The following is a 17,379-nucleotide window of genomic DNA, read 5'->3' as shown; positions in this document are numbered from 1 at the left end:
GGCGTTACGGTACGAACGGATCGATGGTCTGGATGGTGCCGTCTGGATTGTGGGTCAGCGGCGTCATCTTGACGTTGCGCAGCCGCGTCTGCCCCGACAGCTGGACATCGTGGTAGAACAGCCACCACTTGCCGTCCCACTGCGCGATCGAATGATGCGACGTCCAGCCATTGACCGGCTCGAGGATGCGGCCGCGATAGGTGAACGGGCCATAGGGCGAGGTGCCGGTGGCATAGACTAGGTAATGCGTGTCGCCGGTCGAATAGCTGAGATAATATTGACCGTTATATTTGTGCATCCACGCCGCTTCGAAAAAGCGCCGATCGGTGTCGCCGCCCAGGATCGGCTTGCCCTGCGGATCGAGGATCTGGACGTCGCGCGGTGTCTCCGCGAACTCGGTCATGCCAGGCGCCAGCCGCGCGATCTTGGGTGCCAGCGCCGGCTGGGTCGGTTGCTCGAGGTCGGTCTTCGACCCGTTCGCGTCGTAGGTGCCGGTGGTATTGCGCTGCAGCTGACCGCCCCAGATGCCACCGAAATACATGTAGCTGGCGCCGTCGTCGTCGGTGAATACCGCCGGATCGATCGAGAAGCTGCCCTTGATCGGCTGCGGGTTGGGCTTGAACGGGCCGACCGGCGATTTCGAGGTGGCGACGCCGATGCGGAATGCGCCCTGCCGGTCTTTGGCAGGAAAATAGAGATAATAAGTGCCGTCCTTATAGGCCGCATCGGGGGCCCACATCTGCTTTTCTGCCCAAGGCACGTCATCGACATCGAGCGCGACCGGATGCACGGTGACGGGGCCGCCGGGCTTGTCCATGCTAAGGATGCGATAGTCGCGCATTTCGAAATGCCCGCCCAGATCGTCTTCCTGCGCATCGCCATCGATGTCGTGGCTACCATAGACATAGAGCTTGCCGTCGCCCCAGACATGCGCGGAGGGGTCGGCGGTGTAGATCTCGGTCACCAGCGGCTGCGACAGGTAGCGCCGGCCATCAGGAGCGCGGGGTTCGGCGGCGTTGGGAGCGGCTTGCTGCTGCGCGCCGTTGCCGGGAGCGCCCGAACATGCCGCCAATGCCGTGGTCGCCGCCAACGCGAGCCAAGCCAAATTGCACCGACGCTGCGCCATCCTCATCCCCTATGATCCGACCCGGGTTGATTCCCGTTTCACCAGCGATAGCGCTAACATGCAGTGCTGCCAATCCCGGACAGCGATGGATCACACGATCCGGCGCCTAGAGCAGGAGCCAGTCGTCGCGGCTGCGCGCGCCGGGATCGGCGCCCTGCCGCCGGGCGATCTCGTGCTCGACGGAGTAGCGAACGTCCTCGTCGCGGTCGTGGAGATAGCCGGCGAGCTTGTGTGCATCGAGCTCGCTCCACTCCTTGCCGCGATCGGGACCGTAGCGCACGCGCGGCAGCAGACCGGGCAGCCGCGTCCATTCGATCAGCTGTTGTGCGCCGACCGCGTTAAGCTGGTCACGCAGGGTAAAGGCGGTGACATAGCTGTCGGGAAAGGCGCGGTGGATCGGCAGGCCGCGCTCGTGGATCATCCCCTCGGGCTTGCGCCAATAGCGAAGGATCTGGTTGGAGAAGCCCGGACTGTCCGGCCACAGCCGCATCGCGCATTTCCAGGTGCAGATCCAGTCGGCTCCATGGGTCAGCGCCGCTGTGCAGAATTGCTGTTCGAAGCTGGAATGATGCGCGGCAAGCGCGACGCGGCGCGGCCACGGGTCGAGCACGCGGCGCGCGACGTCATGCCACCAGGGAGCGTCGGCGACCTGTTCCTCCAGGATATGGTGCACCGCCTGCGTCACCGGCGGGATTGGACGCCCCGGGTTGACGAACATCGCGCCACCCTCGCCATCCAGCTCCCAGCGGCCGTCGGGGCCCTGTTTCACGTCCTGCCAGCCGATCTCGCACACGCCGTGCGCAGGCGGGGCGCTGCCGGTGGTTTCGAGGTCGATGACGCGGATGATCTGAGGGGGCGGCACAGGCATCGCCCCTATTTGGAGGAGGTGGCCGCGCGCGACCACCCCCAATTCGTCAATGGCCCGCTTGCGGCCCCCGTTCGAGCCGGCTGGCGGCGAGTTGGGCGTCGATCATCGCCATCAGTCGGTCCAGCCCGGCCTGATCCCTGGCTTCGGCGCGCGCGACCAGCACGTCCTGCGTGTTCGACGCCCGCAGCAGCCACCAGCCATCGGCGGTGTTGACCCGCGCGCCGTCGGTGCGATTGACGTCGGCGCCCTCCGCCTCGAGCCGATCGAGCACCTCGTCGATGACGGCGAACTTGCGGCTTTCATCGACCTGGAAGCGCATTTCCGGTGTGTTGACCATCGCCGGCATGTCGCTGCGCAATTGCGTCATCGACTTGCCGATCATGTGCACTGCGCGGATCAGCCGGACCGCGGCATATTGCGCATCGTCGAACCCGTAATAGTCGTGCGCGAAGAAGATGTGCCCCGACATCTCGCCTGCCAGCGGGGCGCCCGTCTCCTTCATCTTGGTCTTGATGAGGCTGTGGCCGGTCTTCCACATCAGCGGCTCGCCGCCCAGTTGAGCGATGCGGTCGTAGAGCGCCTGGCTCGCCTTCACATCGGCGATGATCGTCGCGCCGGGATGCTCCTTGAGCACAGGTTCGGCCAATATGGACAAAAGCTGATCGCCCCAGATCACGCGGCCTTGGCCGTCGATCGCGCCGATCCGGTCGCCATCGCCGTCGAAGGCCAGTCCGAAATCGAGCTGCTTTTCCGCGACGAGCGCCTTGAGATCGGCGAGATTCTTCTCTTCGGTAGGATCGGGATGATGGTTGGGGAAATTGCCGTCGACATCGGTGAACAACAGGTGATGCTCACCCGGCAGCAGCTTGACGAGCTTCTCGATCACCGGGCCCGACGCGCCGTTGCCGGCGTCCCAGCCGATCCGGTACGCGCCGCCGGCATAACCGGCCATCAGCCGCCCGACATAATCGTCCTCGATATCCGCGTCGGTGACGGTGCCGGGCGCGTCCGCAATGTCCCAGTCGCCTTCCGCCGCCATTGTCCCCAGCGTCTGGATATCATCGCCGAAAAACGGACGGTGCTGAAACACCATCTTGAAGCCGTTATATTCTGCGGGATTGTGGCTGCCCGTTATCTGGATGCCGCCGTCTACTTCTAGCGTCGCTTCGGCATAATAGAGCATCGGCGTCGGGCCCAGACCGACGCGCACGACGTCGATCCCGCATGCCGCCAGCCCCTCGACCAGCGCCGCCTCGAGCGCGGGCGAGGATGCGCGGCCGTCGCGGCCGACCGCGACGCGCGTGCCGCCCGCCCGGCGCAGCAGTGTCGCGAAACCGCGGCCGATGGCGTCGGCGTCGGCGGGGCCGAGCGTTTTTCCGACGATGCCGCGAATGTCATATTCGCGCAGCGAAGTTGGGTCGAAACGATGTGTCATGGTGCCTCCCGATACGGTGTCGTCGGCTCAATTCGCGAGCAGGGGGCAAAGTTCAATACCGGGCTTTGCGACCTGGCCGGACCAGCCGACGGCGCAACCAACAAACGACATGGTGGTTGATCGGCCGGGAGCATGCGATGACGATGAGCGATACCACGCGCCGGACCGTTCTGGGCGGAATCGGCGCCGGCCTGGCGGTGAACCTGGCGGGATCGGCGATGGCGCGGCGGCCGCAGGACCGCAAGCTGGGCTATGCGGTGGTCGGGCTGGGCTATTATGCGACGCAGCAGATCATGCCCAAGCTGGCCGAGTGTCGCAATTCGAAGCTTGTCGCGCTGGTCAGCGGGACGCCTGAAAAACTCGAACGCTATGGCCGCGAATACGGCATCCCGGCGACGCATCGCTACAGCTACGCGAACTACGACCGGATGCGCGACAATCCCGACATCGACATCGTCTATGTCGTCCTGCCAAATTCGATGCACGCCGAATACACGATCCGCGCCGCGCAGGCGGGCAAGCATGTGCTGTGCGAAAAGCCGATGGCGGTGTCCGTGGCCGAATGCGAGGCGATGATTGCCGCGTCGAAGCGTGCGGGACGCAAGCTGATGATCGGCTATCGCAGCCGCTTCGAGCCGCACAACAAGCTGGCGATCAAGCTGGCGCGCGGCGCCGAGTTCGGGCCGACGCGGATCATCACCGCCGAGCATGGCTTCGATGCGCAGCCGAACCAGTGGCGACTCGACAAGGCGATGTCCGGAGGCGGATCGCTGATGGACATCGGTATCTACAGCCTCAACGCCGCGCGCTATCTGACGGGCGAGGAGCCGGTCGCGGTCAGTGCGGTCGAAGCGACCGATCGCAGCGATCCGCGCTTCGCCAGTGTCGAGGACCGCATCGATTTTATACTGCGCTTTCCATCGGGAGTGCTTGCCAGCTGCGTTTCGAGCTATTCTTCGAACCACAATGGCTATCGCGTCACGGGGACCAAAGGGTGGATCGAGCTCGAACCGGCGACGCCCTATGGCGGTCAGCAGATGCGCGTCCGCCGCGACGGCAAGACCAGTGACATTACGCCGCCCCCGCAAGACTATGACCAGTTCGTCGGCCAGCTCGACCATCTGTCGCAATGCATCATCGACGACCGCCAGCCGATCGTGCCGGGCGAGGAAGGGCTGGCCGATCTGAGGGTGATCGAGGCGATCTACCGCTCGGCGCGCGAGCGGCGGCAAGTGACGCTGTAGCGGCCTCAGCGCGGCGGCGCTTTCAGCAATCGGTCGCGTGCGGCGTTGATCCGCGAGGTCAGTTCCGCTGACCCGCCCTTGTCGGGATGCAGCGCCCCGACCAGACGGCGATGCGCGGCGCGGATCGCATCGGCATCGGCGTCCGGCGCGACTCCCAGAATGGCCCGCGCTTCGCGTTCGTCGAGGCCGATCCGCGGCGTCGGCGCGGTTCTGCGCGCGCTGCGCGTTGCTTTCGCCGATTTCCATAACCAGATCACTGCCGCGAAGATCGCGACCGCGACCAGCAATTTGCTCATGCCGCGACTGTCGGCAGCGCCGCTTCGGGAAGCGCCATCCCCGCCATCATCTCACGCAGTTCCTGCCGGGCCGCGACATGCGCCAGCCCCATCGATCCGAATTCCTTCGAATCGAGCATGGTCAGCCCTTGCGGAAACAACTCGCGATAGATGACGCGTTCGGACAGGCCGGGGATGACGCGAAAACCGACGCGCTTCGACAGCTGGTCGATCGCTTCGGAGACTCGGCGCATGTTGCGCGCCTCGATGTGCTGCAGGCGATTGCGCAGCACGATCCAATCGATCGTCGATCCGTCGGCCTTCGCCCGGCGCTTGCGTGATTCCCAGATCAGTTCGGAATAGAAGCTCGGCCGCGTCACCTTGAAGGTATCGGGATCGACCTGCCCGATCAGGTCGAAATCGACGAAGCTGTCGTTCATCGGCGTAACCAGCGTGTCGGCGTTGGTCACCGCCAGCCGCGCGAACGGATCGTCGCGGCCGGGGGTGTCGATGACCAGGAAATCGGCCTGTTCGCTCAGGTGCGCCAGCGTGGCGTTATAGAAATCGAGGCTTTCGCCGTCATGCGTGGCATGGACGGGCATCGGCAGGTCGCGGCCGGTGCGCCGGATCGTCGCGGCGCGATTGTCCAGATATCGGCCCAGCGTGCGCTGGCGGTGATCGAGATCGAACGCGGCGACGCGCGCGCCCTTCGCCGCAAGCGCGATCGCAGCATGTACCGCGGTCGTCGATTTGCCGGTGCCGCCCTTTTCGTTGGCGAACACGATGACGTGCGGCCGGTCCCTACGCTCGCGCAACTTGCCAAAACCCCATGTTGATCACAGCGGCCGCCCCCCATAGAAGGCCGCTCCCATCCTGTAGTGCAAGGGTCGTATCGCGTGCAAACCTTCCGTCAGCTCGACATGCTTCGGCAGGGTGTTGCCGCGCTGCGCGGCGAGGGTGCGCGGATCGCGCTGGTGCCGACGATGGGCGCGCTGCATGCCGGCCATCTGGCGCTGGTCGAGGAAGCCAGACGCGTCGCCGATCAGGTCGTGGTGTCGATATTCGTCAATCCGACCCAGTTCGCGCCGGGCGAGGATTTCGAGCGCTATCCCCGGCGCGAGGCGGCCGATTCGCGCATGCTCGCCGATGCCGACGTCGCGATTCTGTGGATGCCGCCGACCGAGGTGATGTATCCGCCGGGCCATGCCACGCGGATCGCGGTGTCGGGGGTCAGCAGCGTGCTCGACGGCGCGCATCGGCCGGGGCATTTCGACGGTGTGGCGACGGTGGTGGCCAAGCTGCTCCATCAGGTTCGGCCCGATACCGCGCTGTTCGGCGAGAAGGACTATCAGCAATTGTGCGTCGTGCGCCGGATGGTCGCCGACCTCGACATCGACGTGACGATCCGCGGCGTGACGACCCAGCGCGACGATGACGGGCTCGCGCTGTCGTCGCGCAACATCTATCTCGACGACGACGAACGCGTACGCGCCGTGGCATTGCCGCGTGCGCTCGGCGTGGCTGCACGCGCGATCGAGCGCGGCGATCCGCCCGAAGCGGCGCTCGGGGCGGCGCGCGAAACCCTGACCGCTGCCGGGTTCGCGATCGATTACGTCGAACTGGTCGATGCCGGGACGCTGGAGACGTTCGATCCTGCGCGGCCCGGGCGGCTGCTGGCGGCGGCGCGGATGGGCGCTACTCGGCTGATCGACAATGTCGCGGTCGAACCGCTGCAACAGGGTTAATCGCGTTAACCATTTGTTGAAATCCATTCGCCAAACCTGCCGCTTGCCGAAACCGGTAAATGGGGGTGGAAAATGGGAAGCAGTCTCAAAACCGCGCAATTTCTGATCGACAGTCGGCTGAACGACGCGGCTTGCGGTAATGTTCAGGCCTGTCTCGACCTGGGAATGGTCTATTCGAGCGGTGCGCAGGGGCAGGCGGTCGATTTGATCGAAGCGCATAAATGGTTCAATCTGGCGGCGCTCAAGGGCGACGAACGCGCGCAGGAATGCCGCGCCGAGATCGCCGAGGAAATGTCCGCGCAGGAGATCGCGCTGGCGCAGAAGCAGGCACGTGCCTGGCTTCAGATGACGAGCGCACGCGCCGCCTGATCTACGCGTTCGCAGCGCGGGTAAGGCTCAGGAAAACGTCTTCGAGATCCGCTTCGCGGGTCGTGACGTCGACGATGCCGTATCCGTCGCGCTGGACCGCCGCGAGTACTTCCCCGGCGTTGACCCGGTCCTTGGCATAGGTGATCGCCAGCGTGCGGGCGCCGCTCGCTTCGACTTTCTGAAAGCAAACATTGTCGGGCGTCGCGGCGATGTCGCGATCGACGGTGACGACGACCTGCTTTTCCTGCGCCTTGCCGACCAGGTCGCGGGTGGGTTCATTGGCGATCAGGCGGCCGTGGTTGATGATCGCGATGCGATCGCACAGTTCCTCGGCCTCCTCCAGGTAATGCGTGGTCAGCACCACCGTCGTCCCCGCGCGGTTGAGCGCGCGGACATAGTTCCACAATTGCTGCCGCAACTCGATATCGACGCCGGCGGTCGGTTCGTCGAGCACCAGCACCGGCGGCGCGTGGACCATCGCCTTTGCCACCATCAACCGCCGCTTCATCCCGCCCGACAGCGTGCGCGCATAGGCGTTCGCCTTGTCGGCCAGCCCCATCGCCGCGAGCAATTCGCCGGTGCGGCGATCGCGCTTGGGGACACCGTAGAGACCGGCCTGGATCTCGAGCGTTTCGGACGGCGTGAAGAAAGGATCGAACAGGATTTCCTGATTGACGATGCCGATTGCCGCCTTGGCATTGCGGGGATGGGCATCGATGTCGAAGCCCCAGATCGACGCGCTTCCCCCGGTCTTGTTGACCAGACCTGCCAGGATATTGATCAGCGTCGACTTGCCGGCGCCGTTGGGGCCGAGCAGGCCGAAGATCTGCCCGCGCGGTACGTCGAACGATACCTGGTCGAGCGCCAGCTTTCCGCCGGCATAGGTCTTGGACAGGGAATCGATTGCGATCGCGCTCTGGGTCATCACCGCGATCTAGGGGGTTTTGCGGTCGCGCGAAAGCGAGCAGCCGCAAGCCGATGCCGCGACCGAAAAAATGGGCCGATGCGTTGCCGCACCGGCCCAGTCGTCCGCAGGAGGAACTTCGGTTGGCGGGGCGCTTCAGCTGACTGGCCGAAGCGGTCCGCCCGATCTCTGGCGGGTGGGCCCGGTTTCCCGGCCCACCCCGCACTCAGTAATTATACGCGCGCTCGCCATGCTCCCCGAGGTCGAGCCCCTCGCGCTCGACCTCCTCGGTGACGCGCAATCCGGTCAGCGCCTTGGCGACATAAAAGGCGATCGCCGATCCGACACCGGCCCACAGCACCGCGATGACGACCGCGATGACCTGCGTGCCGAGCTGTGCGCCCAGCGCATAATCGTCGCCGGCCGGCCCGCCCAGACCGGGCAGCATGGTGAACGCGGTTCCGATCGAACCGATGATGCCGCCGATGCCATGGATGCCGAATGCGTCGAGCGAGTCGTCGAGATTGAGCTTAGGCTTTATCGACACCACGAAGAACGCACAGATCATCGCGGCGATCGCGCCAAGCAGGATTGCGCCGAACGGTCCCGAATTGCCCGCCGCGGGCGTCACCGCGACCAGTCCCGCAATCGCCCCTGAACAGGCGCCGAGCAGCGAGCTCTTGTGCCCCATCATGCGCTCGGCGAGCATCCAGAACAGCACGCCGGCAGCGGTCGCGACGAAGGTGTTGAGGAGGGCGAGCCCCGCCGATCCGTTCGCTTCGAGCGCGGAACCGGCGTTGAAGCCGAACCAGCCCACCCACAGCAGCCCGGTGCCGATCAGCGTCATGGTCAGCGAATGCGGAGCCATGATCTCCTTCTTGTAGCCCAGCCGCGGCCCGAGGATCAGTGCGCCGACCAGCGCCGAGACGCCGGCATTGATGTGCACGACGGTGCCGCCGGCAAAATCGAGCGCAGCCGGGGTCCAGTTGAACAGCAGTCCGTTGCCCGCCCAGACCATGTGCGCGATCGGGAAATAGACGATCGTCAGCCAGATCAGCGCGAATACCATCAGTGCGCTGAACTTCAGCCGCTCGACCAGCCCGCCGACGACGAGGCTGACCGTGATCGCGGCAAACGTCATCTGGAACGCGATGAACACGAATTCGGGGATTTCCACGCCATCGGTAAAGGTGGCAACGGTGGAATCGGCAGTGATGCCGGCTAGAAACAGTTTTCCGAAGCCCGCGATATACGCGTTGCCGCCGTCGCCGAAGGCCATGGTATAGCCATAGATGACCCAGATGATCATCGCGAAGCTGGCGACCGCGAGGATCTGGGTCAGCACCGACAGCATGTTCTTGGTCCGGACCAGCCCGCCATAGAAGAGCGCGAGGCCGGGAACGATCATCGCCATGACCAGCACGGTCGCGACGATCATCCAGGCGGTGTCGCCCTTGTTCACGGTAGCGGTGACTTCTTCGACCGCCGCCGGAGCCTGCAATCCGGCTTCCTGCGCCCAGGAGGGAAGTGCGGCGAACAGCGTCGCTCCCGCAGCGGCAATGGGTGCCAATAGTCGCTTCATCGATTCCCCCCTTCTCACAGCGCGGTCTGGTCGGTTTCGCCGGTGCGGATGCGCACCGCCTGGCCAAGGTCGAGCACGAAGATCTTGCCGTCGCCGATCGCACCGGTGTTGGCAGACGTTTGGATCGCTTCGACCACGCGCGGGGCAAGATCGGTGCCGCAGGCGATCTCGAGCTTGATCTTGGGCACCATGTTGGTGCTGTATTCCGCGCCGCGATAGATTTCGGTCTGGCCCTTCTGCCGCCCGAACCCCTTGACCTCGGTCACGGTCATCCCCGCCACGCCGATCTCGGTGAGCGCTTCGCGCACCTCGTCAAGCTTGAACGGTTTGATAATGGCGATGACTAGTTTCATGCCGCCCCCTTTGCGATGTCCCGAAAGAGCTCTCAGCAAGCGGCGTGCCAGACACGAAATGACGTGCTGCAGCGCGGAATGGCGCAATCAACTATTACCAAGCGGTAAAATATTGTGCAGTTGCGAAGGTGTGCCTAGTTTTCGGGCAGTGCGGACAGGATCGCGCAGGCGGCGGTCAGGTCGTCGTCATCGACCATTACCCGCACCGGGATCAGGAACGCGCTGCCGTCGGCGATGCTCGCCTCGGCATCGAACGCGACTGCGGGAATGCCCTCGGACTCGAGGCGGCCGACCAGGATATGCGCTTCGACCCGCGCAAAGCGGCCGAGTTCTGTCAGGGGCATGCGATCGGGCTCATTACCAGTCGGGCATGACGGTCTGGGGGCGGATCGGCAAGCCGTCGATGCTGGTGGAGCGTTCGGCTGCCTTGGCCAGCCGGGCCGCCGGGTCCTGCTGCGCGTGATATTTCACCAATGTCGTGCGCTCCGCTTCTAGCGTCATGTGCGGCACCCCCCAACCGCAGCTGGTCTGGACGCTGTCGAGGTCGATCACGAAGATCTGGCGCGTGCCCGGCAGCCTCGGAAAGGCTTCGGCCAGCGTCGCGAATGTCGGATCTTGCGGCAGGACCGCGGTGCCCCGGCCGTAGAGCCTGAGGATCAGTGCCGGATTGTCGAACGCGCAGAACATGATCGTGATGCGCCCGTCGGCGGCGAGATGTGCATGCGTTTCATTGCCCGATCCGCCCAGGTCGAGATAGCCCACCTGCCGATCGCCCAGTGTGCGAAAACTGTCGATCCCCTTGGGACTGAGGTTGATCCGGGCCCCCGCCGCCGCCGTCGCGACAAAAAACACCGGCTGGCGTGCGATGAAGGAACGGTGATCGTCATCAAGGCTGTCGAAAAATTGCACGCCGCTCGCTTTCATTGACGCGTATAGATGATGCGCATACATTATACGCATGAATCATGAATCGGTCATCTCGGGCAAGCGTAAACCAATCAACCTGTCGATAGATACCGGGGTTGTCGAGGCTGCGCGCGCGGTCGGCATCAATCTGTCGCAGGTCAGCGAAGCCGCGCTTCGCGAAGCTGCGAGACAAGAACGCGATCGCCGATGGAAACAGGAAAATCGTGACTGGATCGCGGCACACCGTCGTTGGGTAGAAACAAATGAGCTGCCGCTCGAAAAATATCGGCTGTTCTGATGGCTCGGTTTGACGTCTATCGCCTTGGTGACGGCGCGCTCGTACTCGACTGTCAGGCGGATTTTCTCGACGACATTGCTACCCGCTTCGTCGTGCCGCTAGTTCCGCCGGGCGAGGGCCCGCCTCCCAATCCCCGCCTCAATCCGCGCTTCGACATTGGCGAAGAGCCGGTCGTCATGGTGACGCAGTTCGCCACGTCCATCCGCACGTCCGAACTACGCACCAAGGTCGGGTCGCTTGATCATGCGCATATTGAAATCGTGGGTGCTCTCGATGTACTGATCGGGGCCGGTTGATCAGCTACCCCGCCGCGGTCCCGCCGACCGTCAGCCCTTCCATCAGCAGCGTCGGCTGTCCTACGCCAGCGGGCACGCCCTGGCCGCCCTTGCCGCACATGCCGATGCCTTCGTCCAGCGCGAAGTCGTCCCCTATGCCGAGCACGCGGGTCAGCGCGGTCGGGCCGTCGCCGATAAGTGTCGCGCCCTTGATCGGCGCTCCGATGCGGCCGTCCTCGATCCTGTAGGCTTCGGTGCACGAGAACACGAACTTGCCCGACACGATGTCCACCTGACCGCCGCCGAAGCTCTTGGCGAAAATGCCGCGCTTTACCCGGCTCAGCAGTTCCGCGGGATCGTCGCGTCCGGCGCGCATGAATGTATTGGTCATGCGCGGCATCGGCGCATGAGCAAAGCTCTGGCGGCGGCCGTTGCCGGTCGGGGCGACGCCCATCAGCCGCGCATTCATGCGATCCTGCATATACCCTTTGAGGATGCCGTCCTCGATCAGGATATTCTCCTGCGTCGGCGTACCCTCGTCGTCGATCGACAGCGACCCGCGCCGGTCGGCGATCGATCCGTCGTCGACCACGGTCACGCCGGGCGCCGCGACGCGCTGCCCGATCCGCCCCGAAAACGCGCTGGTGCCCTTGCGATTGAAATCGCCCTCCAGCCCGTGCCCGATCGCCTCGTGCAACAGGATGCCCGGCCAGCCCGGCCCGAGCAGCACCGTCATCTCGCCCGCAGGCGCGGCGACCGATTCGAGATTGGCGAGCGCCTGCGCCAATGCCTCGTCGATCGCGCGGTTCCAGGTTTCGGGCTGCATCAGCCGGTCGTAGAGCGCCCGCCCGCCGGTGCCGAAGCTGCCCGTCTCACGGCGGCCGTTGGCCTCGACCACGATCGACACGTTGAGGCGGGTCAGCGGCCGGATGTCGGTGGCGACGAAGCCGTCCGGGCGCACGATTTCGACCACGCCCCAGCTGCCAAGCAGGCTGACCGAGACCTGCACCACGCGCGGGTCGCGTGCGCGCGCGGCGGCGTCGATCGTCTGGCACAAGGCGACCTTGTCGGCGAACGCAATCGCGTCGATCGGGTCGGCGGCGGTGTAGAGATGGCGGTTGTTTCCGCGCGGAGGTGCGGCTCTGGCCCCCTTGGCCGGATCGATCAGCGCCATCGTCGCGGCGGCGCGGCGGATGGCCCCTGCCGACAGCTCGTTGGCGTGCGCGAAGGCGGTCGTCTCGCCCGATACCGCGCGCAGCCCGAAGCCGCTTTGAGTGTCGTAGGACGCCGTCTTGAGCCGCCCGTCATCGAATCCGAACGCTTCGGACTTGCGATATTCGAGGTAAAGTTCACCGTCCTCGGCATTGCCGAGCGCGTCGGCGGTCAGCCTCAGCGCAGCGTCGGGATCGAGATGCTCGTCATACAGGAACGCGCGCGGATCAACGGGACTGGTCATCGCGCCGATATAGGACGGTCAGCGCCCGGCACCATCCCCGTGGTCGGGAAGCGCCGACTGGTCCGCGCCGTCGGCAGCGCCGCCCGCCAGAACGAAGCGTCGGTCGCAATAGCCGCAATCGACATAGCCGCTTTCGTCGATCTGCAGCCAAACGCGGGGATGGCCAAGCGCAGGCTCGATATCGCCGGCACCGTCGCAGGCGACGCGCAGGCTAGTGACGCGGAGGATTTCGGGCGGCGGGATCATCGCCGCCGCCTAGCAGAGCGATTTTGCCGCTGCAATCGCATGTGACGCGGAACACGGGAGAGGGGGTTCGGTTGTCAACGGGCCATATGGTGACCACGATCAACAGGATGACGGCGATGCTGCGATTTCCCGGACATGCAAACGTGCTGTCGGCGCTGGTTGCGCTGACAGCCGCGGCGTGCAGTCCGACACCGACCGAGCAGCCTCCAGTCGACGCTGCGGTTCCGTCGCCCGACGCCGCCTCCGTAGCACCTCCTGCCGCTCCGCCACCCGCTGCCGAACCGATCGACGCCGCTCCGTCGCTGGCGATCGATGGCGAAGGGATGCGGATGGTCCTCGCCGATACCGGGCGCACCGTGCCGATCGTGTTCGGAACGGATCGCAAGGCGGTGCTGCAAATGCTGGCGTTTCGCGGACCGCCGGGCACCGGCACCAATACCGAATGCGGCGCCGGACCGCTGGACTATGCGAGCTGGCCCGACGGACTGACGCTACAATTTCAAGACGGTGATCTCGTCGGCTGGGCGCTCGACGGTCGCGGCGAAGGCGCGGTGACGACGATGAGCGGGATCGGGATCGGCAGCACGCGTGCCGAACTGGACGCGGCCTATTCCGCGACCGTCGAGGAGACCACGCTCGGCCAGGAATTCGCTGCAGGTGATCTGCACGGCATCCTCGACGGCGCTGGAAAGGCGGCGACGATCACCAATATGTGGGCCGGGACCAGTTGCAACTTTCGCTGAGCCGGATGCGCGCGGGCCGGTTCAGCCCTTGATCACCCTGCCGATCGCCAGCGCATCGAACGCCAAAATCGCACCGAGGCGGATCGAGAGGTCGAGGTCCTTGTGCTGGACATCGCTGAGATCAGTCATGGCGTCTGGGTCGGGCCGGTTTCCGCGGACCCGCTGGAAAGCACGCAGAAGTGGACGCGCGGACATGGTCTTGCGGAGTCGGAAGGGCATCTTCGCGGTATGGGCGATGAGCGACGGAGGCGCGATCGATAGTTGCCGATCCAACGTCGTTCAGCTCAAATAACAGCGTTGTAACTCGCATCCCGGCAGCGCCCCGCTAGACTTTGGAAGCGCCCCTTGGAAGGCGCGCCAGATGAGGAGAAGGTACGATGGGTCGCAAGACACTGTTGAACGTAGGGGCATTCGCGCTGATCGCCGGAACGGGCATCGTCGCAAGCCAGGACGATGCAAAGGCAGCGCCCACTTATTGCGTTAGCGAAGCCTGGAAATACGCTGATCGGGAAACAGGAGCCCCGAGGAACACGCCGGAATGGAATTACTACAACATCCTCTTCCAGGATTTGAACAGCTGCAACACGCCCGAAGAATGTAACGATTTCGATCGTCCATGCATCCGTCCCTGATCTAAACTTTGCGGCAATCGCGCCTCTTCGCAGCGATTGCCGCCCAAACCGCCAACTATTCGGCAACGCGTTTACCATGTTGATCGCGGGTGCGTGCCGCCCTAGCCTCCGTCCTGCACAACGATGCTGCAGGGGGGGAAGATGAAGCGATTGGCGGTGGCGCTTGCGCTCGGGGCGATGCTGGTCGGGGGCTATGGCATGGCGCAGGAGGCGGCGCAGTCGGCCGCTCCGGCGATCGAGGATCAGATCGTCAATAACCCGCGCCCCGATGCGTTCGCGCCCTATGGCGTCAAGCCCAAGGTGATCAAGGACGCCAAGGTCCAGTTCGGCAAGGCGATGCGGATCGCGGTCGCCACCGCCAATCCCGCGCAGCCACGGAACGTCGGCCTCAACGTGCCGCTGTCGAAACCGGTCAAGAAGGGCGACAAGCTGGTCCTGGCGTTCTGGGCGCGCGCCGAGAAGACCGAGGGCGGGGCGCCCGGCAAGCTCGCCAACGTCCAGATTCAACATGCCGCCGATCCCTATACCGGACTGTTCGGAAAGCCGTTCGAAGTCGGCCCCGAATGGCAGATGCAGCAGGTCGCGGGTGTCGCCGACGCCGACTACGCCGCCGGTGCGCTCGCCGCGTCGATGCATTTCGGAAGCGCGGTGCAAGTCATCGATCTGGGTCCGGTGTTCGTCCTCGACCTCGGCCAGTGATCAGCCGCGCACTGCTGCGAGGATATAGTTGAGCCTCTCATCCGGGGTGAGCGCAAAGCCGCTCGTCGGCGACCAGCCGATCCCGCGCCGCGCGACGACGACCAACCCGTGCCGCGCGAGCATGGCGACCATCTCGTCGGCCGCGATGAAGCGTTGCCAGTCGTGCGTCCCGCGCGGGATCGCGCCCATTCCCTCGGCAATGCCGATCATCGCGACCCGCGACAGGGCAGTACGATTTGGCGTGGACAGGATCACCATGCCGCCCGGCGCCAGCACCTGCGCGATCGCGGCGACAAAGGCTTCGGGGTCGGCGACATGCTCGACGACTTCGAGCGCGGTGACCAGGTCGAAGTTCGCCTCGGCGACTGCTGCCAGATCGCCGGTGCGATAGTCGATCGTCAGCCCCGCGGCGCGGGCATGCGCCGCGGCGACCGTGATGTTCTCGGGCGCTGCGTCGATGCCCGTCACCTCTGCTCCCAATCGTGCCAGCGGCTCGGTAAGCAGCCCGGCGCCGCAACCGATGTCGAGTGCGCGCTTTCCCGCCAGCGGCGCGAATGCCGCCGCATCGCCCGACCAATGATCGTCGATCGCCTCGCGAAGGAATTTCAGGCGCACCGGATTCAACCGGTGAAGCATCGCCGACGAGCCTTTCGGATCCCACCAGTCCGCCGCCATCGCGCCGAAATGCTCGGCCTCGCGCGCGACGATCGACGACGCGGTCGGCGCGGGCAGGGGGGCGGCGGGATCGCTTGCGTTTGGCATGGCGGCTTCCTATCAGGACGCCCCATCCACCCCAAGCGGATTTCGGGCACCCATTCCATGGCACGCATCGTGATGAAGTTCGGCGGCACGTCGATGGCGGGGATCGAGCGCATCCGCACGGTCGCCGAGCGCGTTCGGCGTGAGTGGGCCGAGGGTCACGACGTCGCGGTGGTGGTATCGGCGATGGCGGGAGAGACCGACCGCCTGGTCAATTTCTGCCGCGAAGCCTCGTCGCTCTATGATCCCAAGGAATATGACGTCGTCGTCTCGGCCGGCGAACAGATCACCAGCGGCTTGCTGGCGATCGCGTTGCAGGCGGCGGGCGTCCCGGCTCGGTCGTGGCTCGGCTGGCAATTGCCGATCCGCACATCGGACGGGCATGCGTCGGCGCGGATCGGCGACATCGACACCGCGGCGCTCAACGCCAGCCTCGCCAATCGCGAAGTCGCAGTGATCCCGGGCTTCCAGGGCGTCGCCCCCGGCGAGCGCGTGACGACGCTGGGGCGCGGCGGGTCGGACACGTCGGCGGTGGCGATGGCCGCGGCGATGAAGGCCGACCGCTGCGACATCTACACCGATGTCGACGGGGTCTACACTACCGATCCGCGTATCGTGCCGCGCGCGCGCAAATTGAAGCGCGTAACCTATGAAGAGATGCTCGAACTCGCCAGCGTCGGGGCCAAGGTGCTGCAGACGCGCTCGGTCGGGCTGGCGATGAAGGAAGGCGTGCGCGTGCGCGTACTGTCGTCGTTCGACGACGCGCACAATGCGGACGGATATCGCGGAACGCTGATCGTCGGCGAAGAGGAAATCGACACCATGGAACGCCAGCTCATCACCGGCATCGCGCATGACAAGAACGAAGCCAAGGTCACGCTGACCGAAGTGCCCGATCGCCCAGGCGCGGTCGGCGCGATCTTCGGCCCGCTCGCGACCGGCGGTATCAATGTCGACATGATCGTCCAGAACGTCGCGCATTCGTCGGGCTCGACCGACGTGACCTTTACCGTGCCCAAGGCCGATCTCGCCCGAGCGCTCGACATCCTCGAACGCGAAAAGGCGGCGATCGGCTTCAACCGGCTGGTCCACGACCCGCGCATCGCCAAGATCTCTGTGGTCGGCGTCGGCATGCGCAGCCATGCCGGTGTCGCCGCGACGATGTTCCAGACGCTGGGCGACCGCGGCATCAACGTGCAGGCGATCACCACCTCGGAGATCAAGGTCAGCGTGCTGATCGAAGAGGATTATACCGAGCTTGCGGTCCGCGTGCTGCACACCGCCTATGGCCTGGACGCCGAAGAGGTCGATTGATCTTACGCAATCGGGTTCGTGCGAGCGCGGCAGCCCCGAGCTGTTGAATGGGCCGCTTATCAACAGGCCCTCACGCCGGCGCGGGGGAGACATATGTTCCGTCGCGGCTAGACTTACCCTAGTCCATTCGTCCCAAATGAAATCGAGGAA

Annotated in this window: 22 protein-coding genes; 9 read left to right on the top strand and 13 right to left on the bottom strand. The window is 65.1% G+C overall.

Annotated features, from left to right (window positions below; all coding sequences use genetic code 11):
• Window positions 1-4: 4 nt before the first annotated feature.
• The 3 genes from FHY50_RS09465 to pgmG form a co-directional block, all read right to left on the bottom strand.
• A complete protein-coding gene (locus FHY50_RS09465; RefSeq protein ID WP_420030881.1) occupies window positions 5-1,126 on the bottom strand; it encodes a glycoside hydrolase family 43 protein in 1,122 nt (373 codons plus the stop codon).
• A gap of 106 nt (window positions 1,127-1,232) precedes the next feature.
• Window positions 1,233-1,994, bottom strand: coding sequence for an exonuclease domain-containing protein (locus FHY50_RS09460; RefSeq protein ID WP_140048214.1), 762 nt, complete (start codon window positions 1,992-1,994; stop codon window positions 1,233-1,235).
• A gap of 46 nt (window positions 1,995-2,040) precedes the next feature.
• The gene (gene pgmG, locus FHY50_RS09455; RefSeq protein WP_140048213.1) at window positions 2,041-3,429 is read right to left on the bottom strand and encodes a phosphoglucomutase/phosphomannomutase PgmG; all 1,389 of its coding nucleotides are present in this window, start codon (window positions 3,427-3,429) and stop codon (window positions 2,041-2,043) included.
• A gap of 143 nt (window positions 3,430-3,572) precedes the next feature.
• Between pgmG and FHY50_RS09450 the strand changes: the two genes are divergently transcribed.
• Window positions 3,573-4,673: a Gfo/Idh/MocA family protein gene (locus tag FHY50_RS09450; RefSeq protein WP_140048212.1), complete on the top strand. Its 1,101-nt coding sequence runs from the start codon at window positions 3,573-3,575 to the stop codon at window positions 4,671-4,673.
• Window positions 4,674-4,678: 5 nt separating this feature from the next.
• On the opposite strand, the gene FHY50_RS09445 is transcribed toward FHY50_RS09450, so the two are convergent.
• Together FHY50_RS09445 and FHY50_RS09440 are read right to left on the bottom strand one after the other, a co-directional pair.
• Complete coding sequence (locus FHY50_RS09445; protein ID WP_140048211.1) at window positions 4,679-4,969, bottom strand: DnaJ domain-containing protein; 291 nt, start codon at window positions 4,967-4,969, stop codon at window positions 4,679-4,681.
• Window positions 4,966-5,763, bottom strand: coding sequence for a division plane positioning ATPase MipZ (locus FHY50_RS09440; protein ID WP_140048210.1), 798 nt, complete (start codon window positions 5,761-5,763; stop codon window positions 4,966-4,968). Before FHY50_RS09440 ends, FHY50_RS09445 begins: the two co-directional genes overlap by 4 nt.
• A gap of 81 nt (window positions 5,764-5,844) precedes the next feature.
• Between FHY50_RS09440 and panC the strand changes: the two genes are divergently transcribed.
• Both panC and FHY50_RS09430 read left to right on the top strand, forming a co-directional pair.
• Window positions 5,845-6,693, top strand: coding sequence for a pantoate--beta-alanine ligase (gene panC / locus FHY50_RS09435; RefSeq protein WP_140048209.1), 849 nt, complete (start codon window positions 5,845-5,847; stop codon window positions 6,691-6,693).
• A gap of 72 nt (window positions 6,694-6,765) precedes the next feature.
• Window positions 6,766-7,062: an SEL1-like repeat protein gene (locus tag FHY50_RS09430; protein ID WP_140048208.1), complete on the top strand. Its 297-nt coding sequence runs from the start codon at window positions 6,766-6,768 to the stop codon at window positions 7,060-7,062.
• 1 nt (window position 7,063) lies between these two features.
• Here FHY50_RS09430 and FHY50_RS09425 read toward each other — a convergent pair whose 3' ends face one another.
• From FHY50_RS09425 to FHY50_RS09405, 5 genes are all read right to left on the bottom strand, one after another.
• Window positions 7,064-7,987 (bottom strand): ABC transporter ATP-binding protein, encoded by a 924-nt coding sequence (locus tag FHY50_RS09425; protein WP_140048207.1) that lies wholly within the window; start codon window positions 7,985-7,987, stop codon window positions 7,064-7,066.
• Between the two features lie 205 nt (window positions 7,988-8,192).
• The gene (locus tag FHY50_RS09420) at window positions 8,193-9,548 is read right to left on the bottom strand and encodes an ammonium transporter (protein WP_140048206.1); all 1,356 of its coding nucleotides are present in this window, start codon (window positions 9,546-9,548) and stop codon (window positions 8,193-8,195) included.
• Between the two features lie 14 nt (window positions 9,549-9,562).
• A complete protein-coding gene (locus FHY50_RS09415) occupies window positions 9,563-9,901 on the bottom strand; it encodes a P-II family nitrogen regulator (protein WP_140048205.1) in 339 nt (112 codons plus the stop codon).
• A 134-nt stretch (window positions 9,902-10,035) separates the two neighbouring features.
• Window positions 10,036-10,245, bottom strand: a complete 210-nt coding sequence (locus FHY50_RS09410; protein ID WP_140048204.1) for a putative signal transducing protein — start codon at window positions 10,243-10,245, stop codon at window positions 10,036-10,038.
• A gap of 13 nt (window positions 10,246-10,258) precedes the next feature.
• A complete protein-coding gene (locus FHY50_RS09405) occupies window positions 10,259-10,810 on the bottom strand; it encodes a pyridoxamine 5'-phosphate oxidase family protein (RefSeq protein WP_420030880.1) in 552 nt (183 codons plus the stop codon).
• 49 nt (window positions 10,811-10,859) lie between these two features.
• Between FHY50_RS09405 and FHY50_RS09400 the strand changes: the two genes are divergently transcribed.
• Entirely contained in the window at window positions 10,860-11,105 is a 246-nt protein-coding gene (locus tag FHY50_RS09400; RefSeq protein ID WP_140048202.1) for a type II toxin-antitoxin system CcdA family antitoxin, read from the top strand.
• Window positions 11,105-11,401, top strand: a complete 297-nt coding sequence (locus tag FHY50_RS09395) for a CcdB family protein (RefSeq protein ID WP_140048201.1) — start codon at window positions 11,105-11,107, stop codon at window positions 11,399-11,401. The genes FHY50_RS09400 and FHY50_RS09395 overlap by 1 nt, the downstream gene beginning before the upstream one ends.
• Before the next feature lie 4 nt (window positions 11,402-11,405).
• Here the strand turns inward: FHY50_RS09395 and tldD are convergent, their stop codons facing one another.
• Entirely contained in the window at window positions 11,406-12,836 is a 1,431-nt protein-coding gene (gene tldD / locus FHY50_RS09390; protein ID WP_140048200.1) for a metalloprotease TldD, read from the bottom strand.
• Window positions 12,837-12,854: 18 nt separating this feature from the next.
• Window positions 12,855-13,082, bottom strand: a complete 228-nt coding sequence (locus tag FHY50_RS09385) for a zinc-finger domain-containing protein (RefSeq protein ID WP_140048199.1) — start codon at window positions 13,080-13,082, stop codon at window positions 12,855-12,857.
• A gap of 116 nt (window positions 13,083-13,198) precedes the next feature.
• Here FHY50_RS09385 and FHY50_RS09380 point away from each other — a divergent pair, with 116 nt between their 5' ends.
• From FHY50_RS09380 to FHY50_RS09370, 3 genes are all read left to right on the top strand, one after another.
• Window positions 13,199-13,825 (top strand): hypothetical protein, encoded by a 627-nt coding sequence (locus FHY50_RS09380; RefSeq protein ID WP_140048198.1) that lies wholly within the window; start codon window positions 13,199-13,201, stop codon window positions 13,823-13,825.
• A 377-nt stretch (window positions 13,826-14,202) separates the two neighbouring features.
• Complete coding sequence (locus FHY50_RS09375; protein ID WP_140048197.1) at window positions 14,203-14,457, top strand: hypothetical protein; 255 nt, start codon at window positions 14,203-14,205, stop codon at window positions 14,455-14,457.
• Between the two features lie 141 nt (window positions 14,458-14,598).
• Window positions 14,599-15,156, top strand: coding sequence for a hypothetical protein (locus FHY50_RS09370; protein WP_140048196.1), 558 nt, complete (start codon window positions 14,599-14,601; stop codon window positions 15,154-15,156).
• On the opposite strand, the gene ubiG is transcribed toward FHY50_RS09370, so the two are convergent.
• On the bottom strand, window positions 15,157-15,918 hold the full coding sequence (gene ubiG, locus FHY50_RS09365; protein ID WP_140048195.1) for a bifunctional 2-polyprenyl-6-hydroxyphenol methylase/3-demethylubiquinol 3-O-methyltransferase UbiG: 762 nt from the start codon (window positions 15,916-15,918) through the stop codon (window positions 15,157-15,159). It abuts the gene before it with no gap.
• A gap of 57 nt (window positions 15,919-15,975) precedes the next feature.
• Here ubiG and FHY50_RS09360 point away from each other — a divergent pair, with 57 nt between their 5' ends.
• Window positions 15,976-17,229 carry an aspartate kinase gene (locus FHY50_RS09360; RefSeq protein WP_140048194.1) on the top strand — a complete coding sequence of 418 codons (1,254 nt, stop codon included), beginning with the start codon at window positions 15,976-15,978 and terminating at the stop codon, window positions 17,227-17,229.
• Window positions 17,230-17,379: the final 150 nt, after the last annotated feature.

The organism is Sphingomonas japonica (assembly GCF_006346325.1).
GTDB classification, from domain to species: Bacteria; Pseudomonadota; Alphaproteobacteria; order Sphingomonadales; family Sphingomonadaceae; genus Sphingomonas; species Sphingomonas japonica.
Note: the sequence above shows the minus strand (reverse complement) of the source record. Positions and strands in the feature narration are given on the sequence as shown.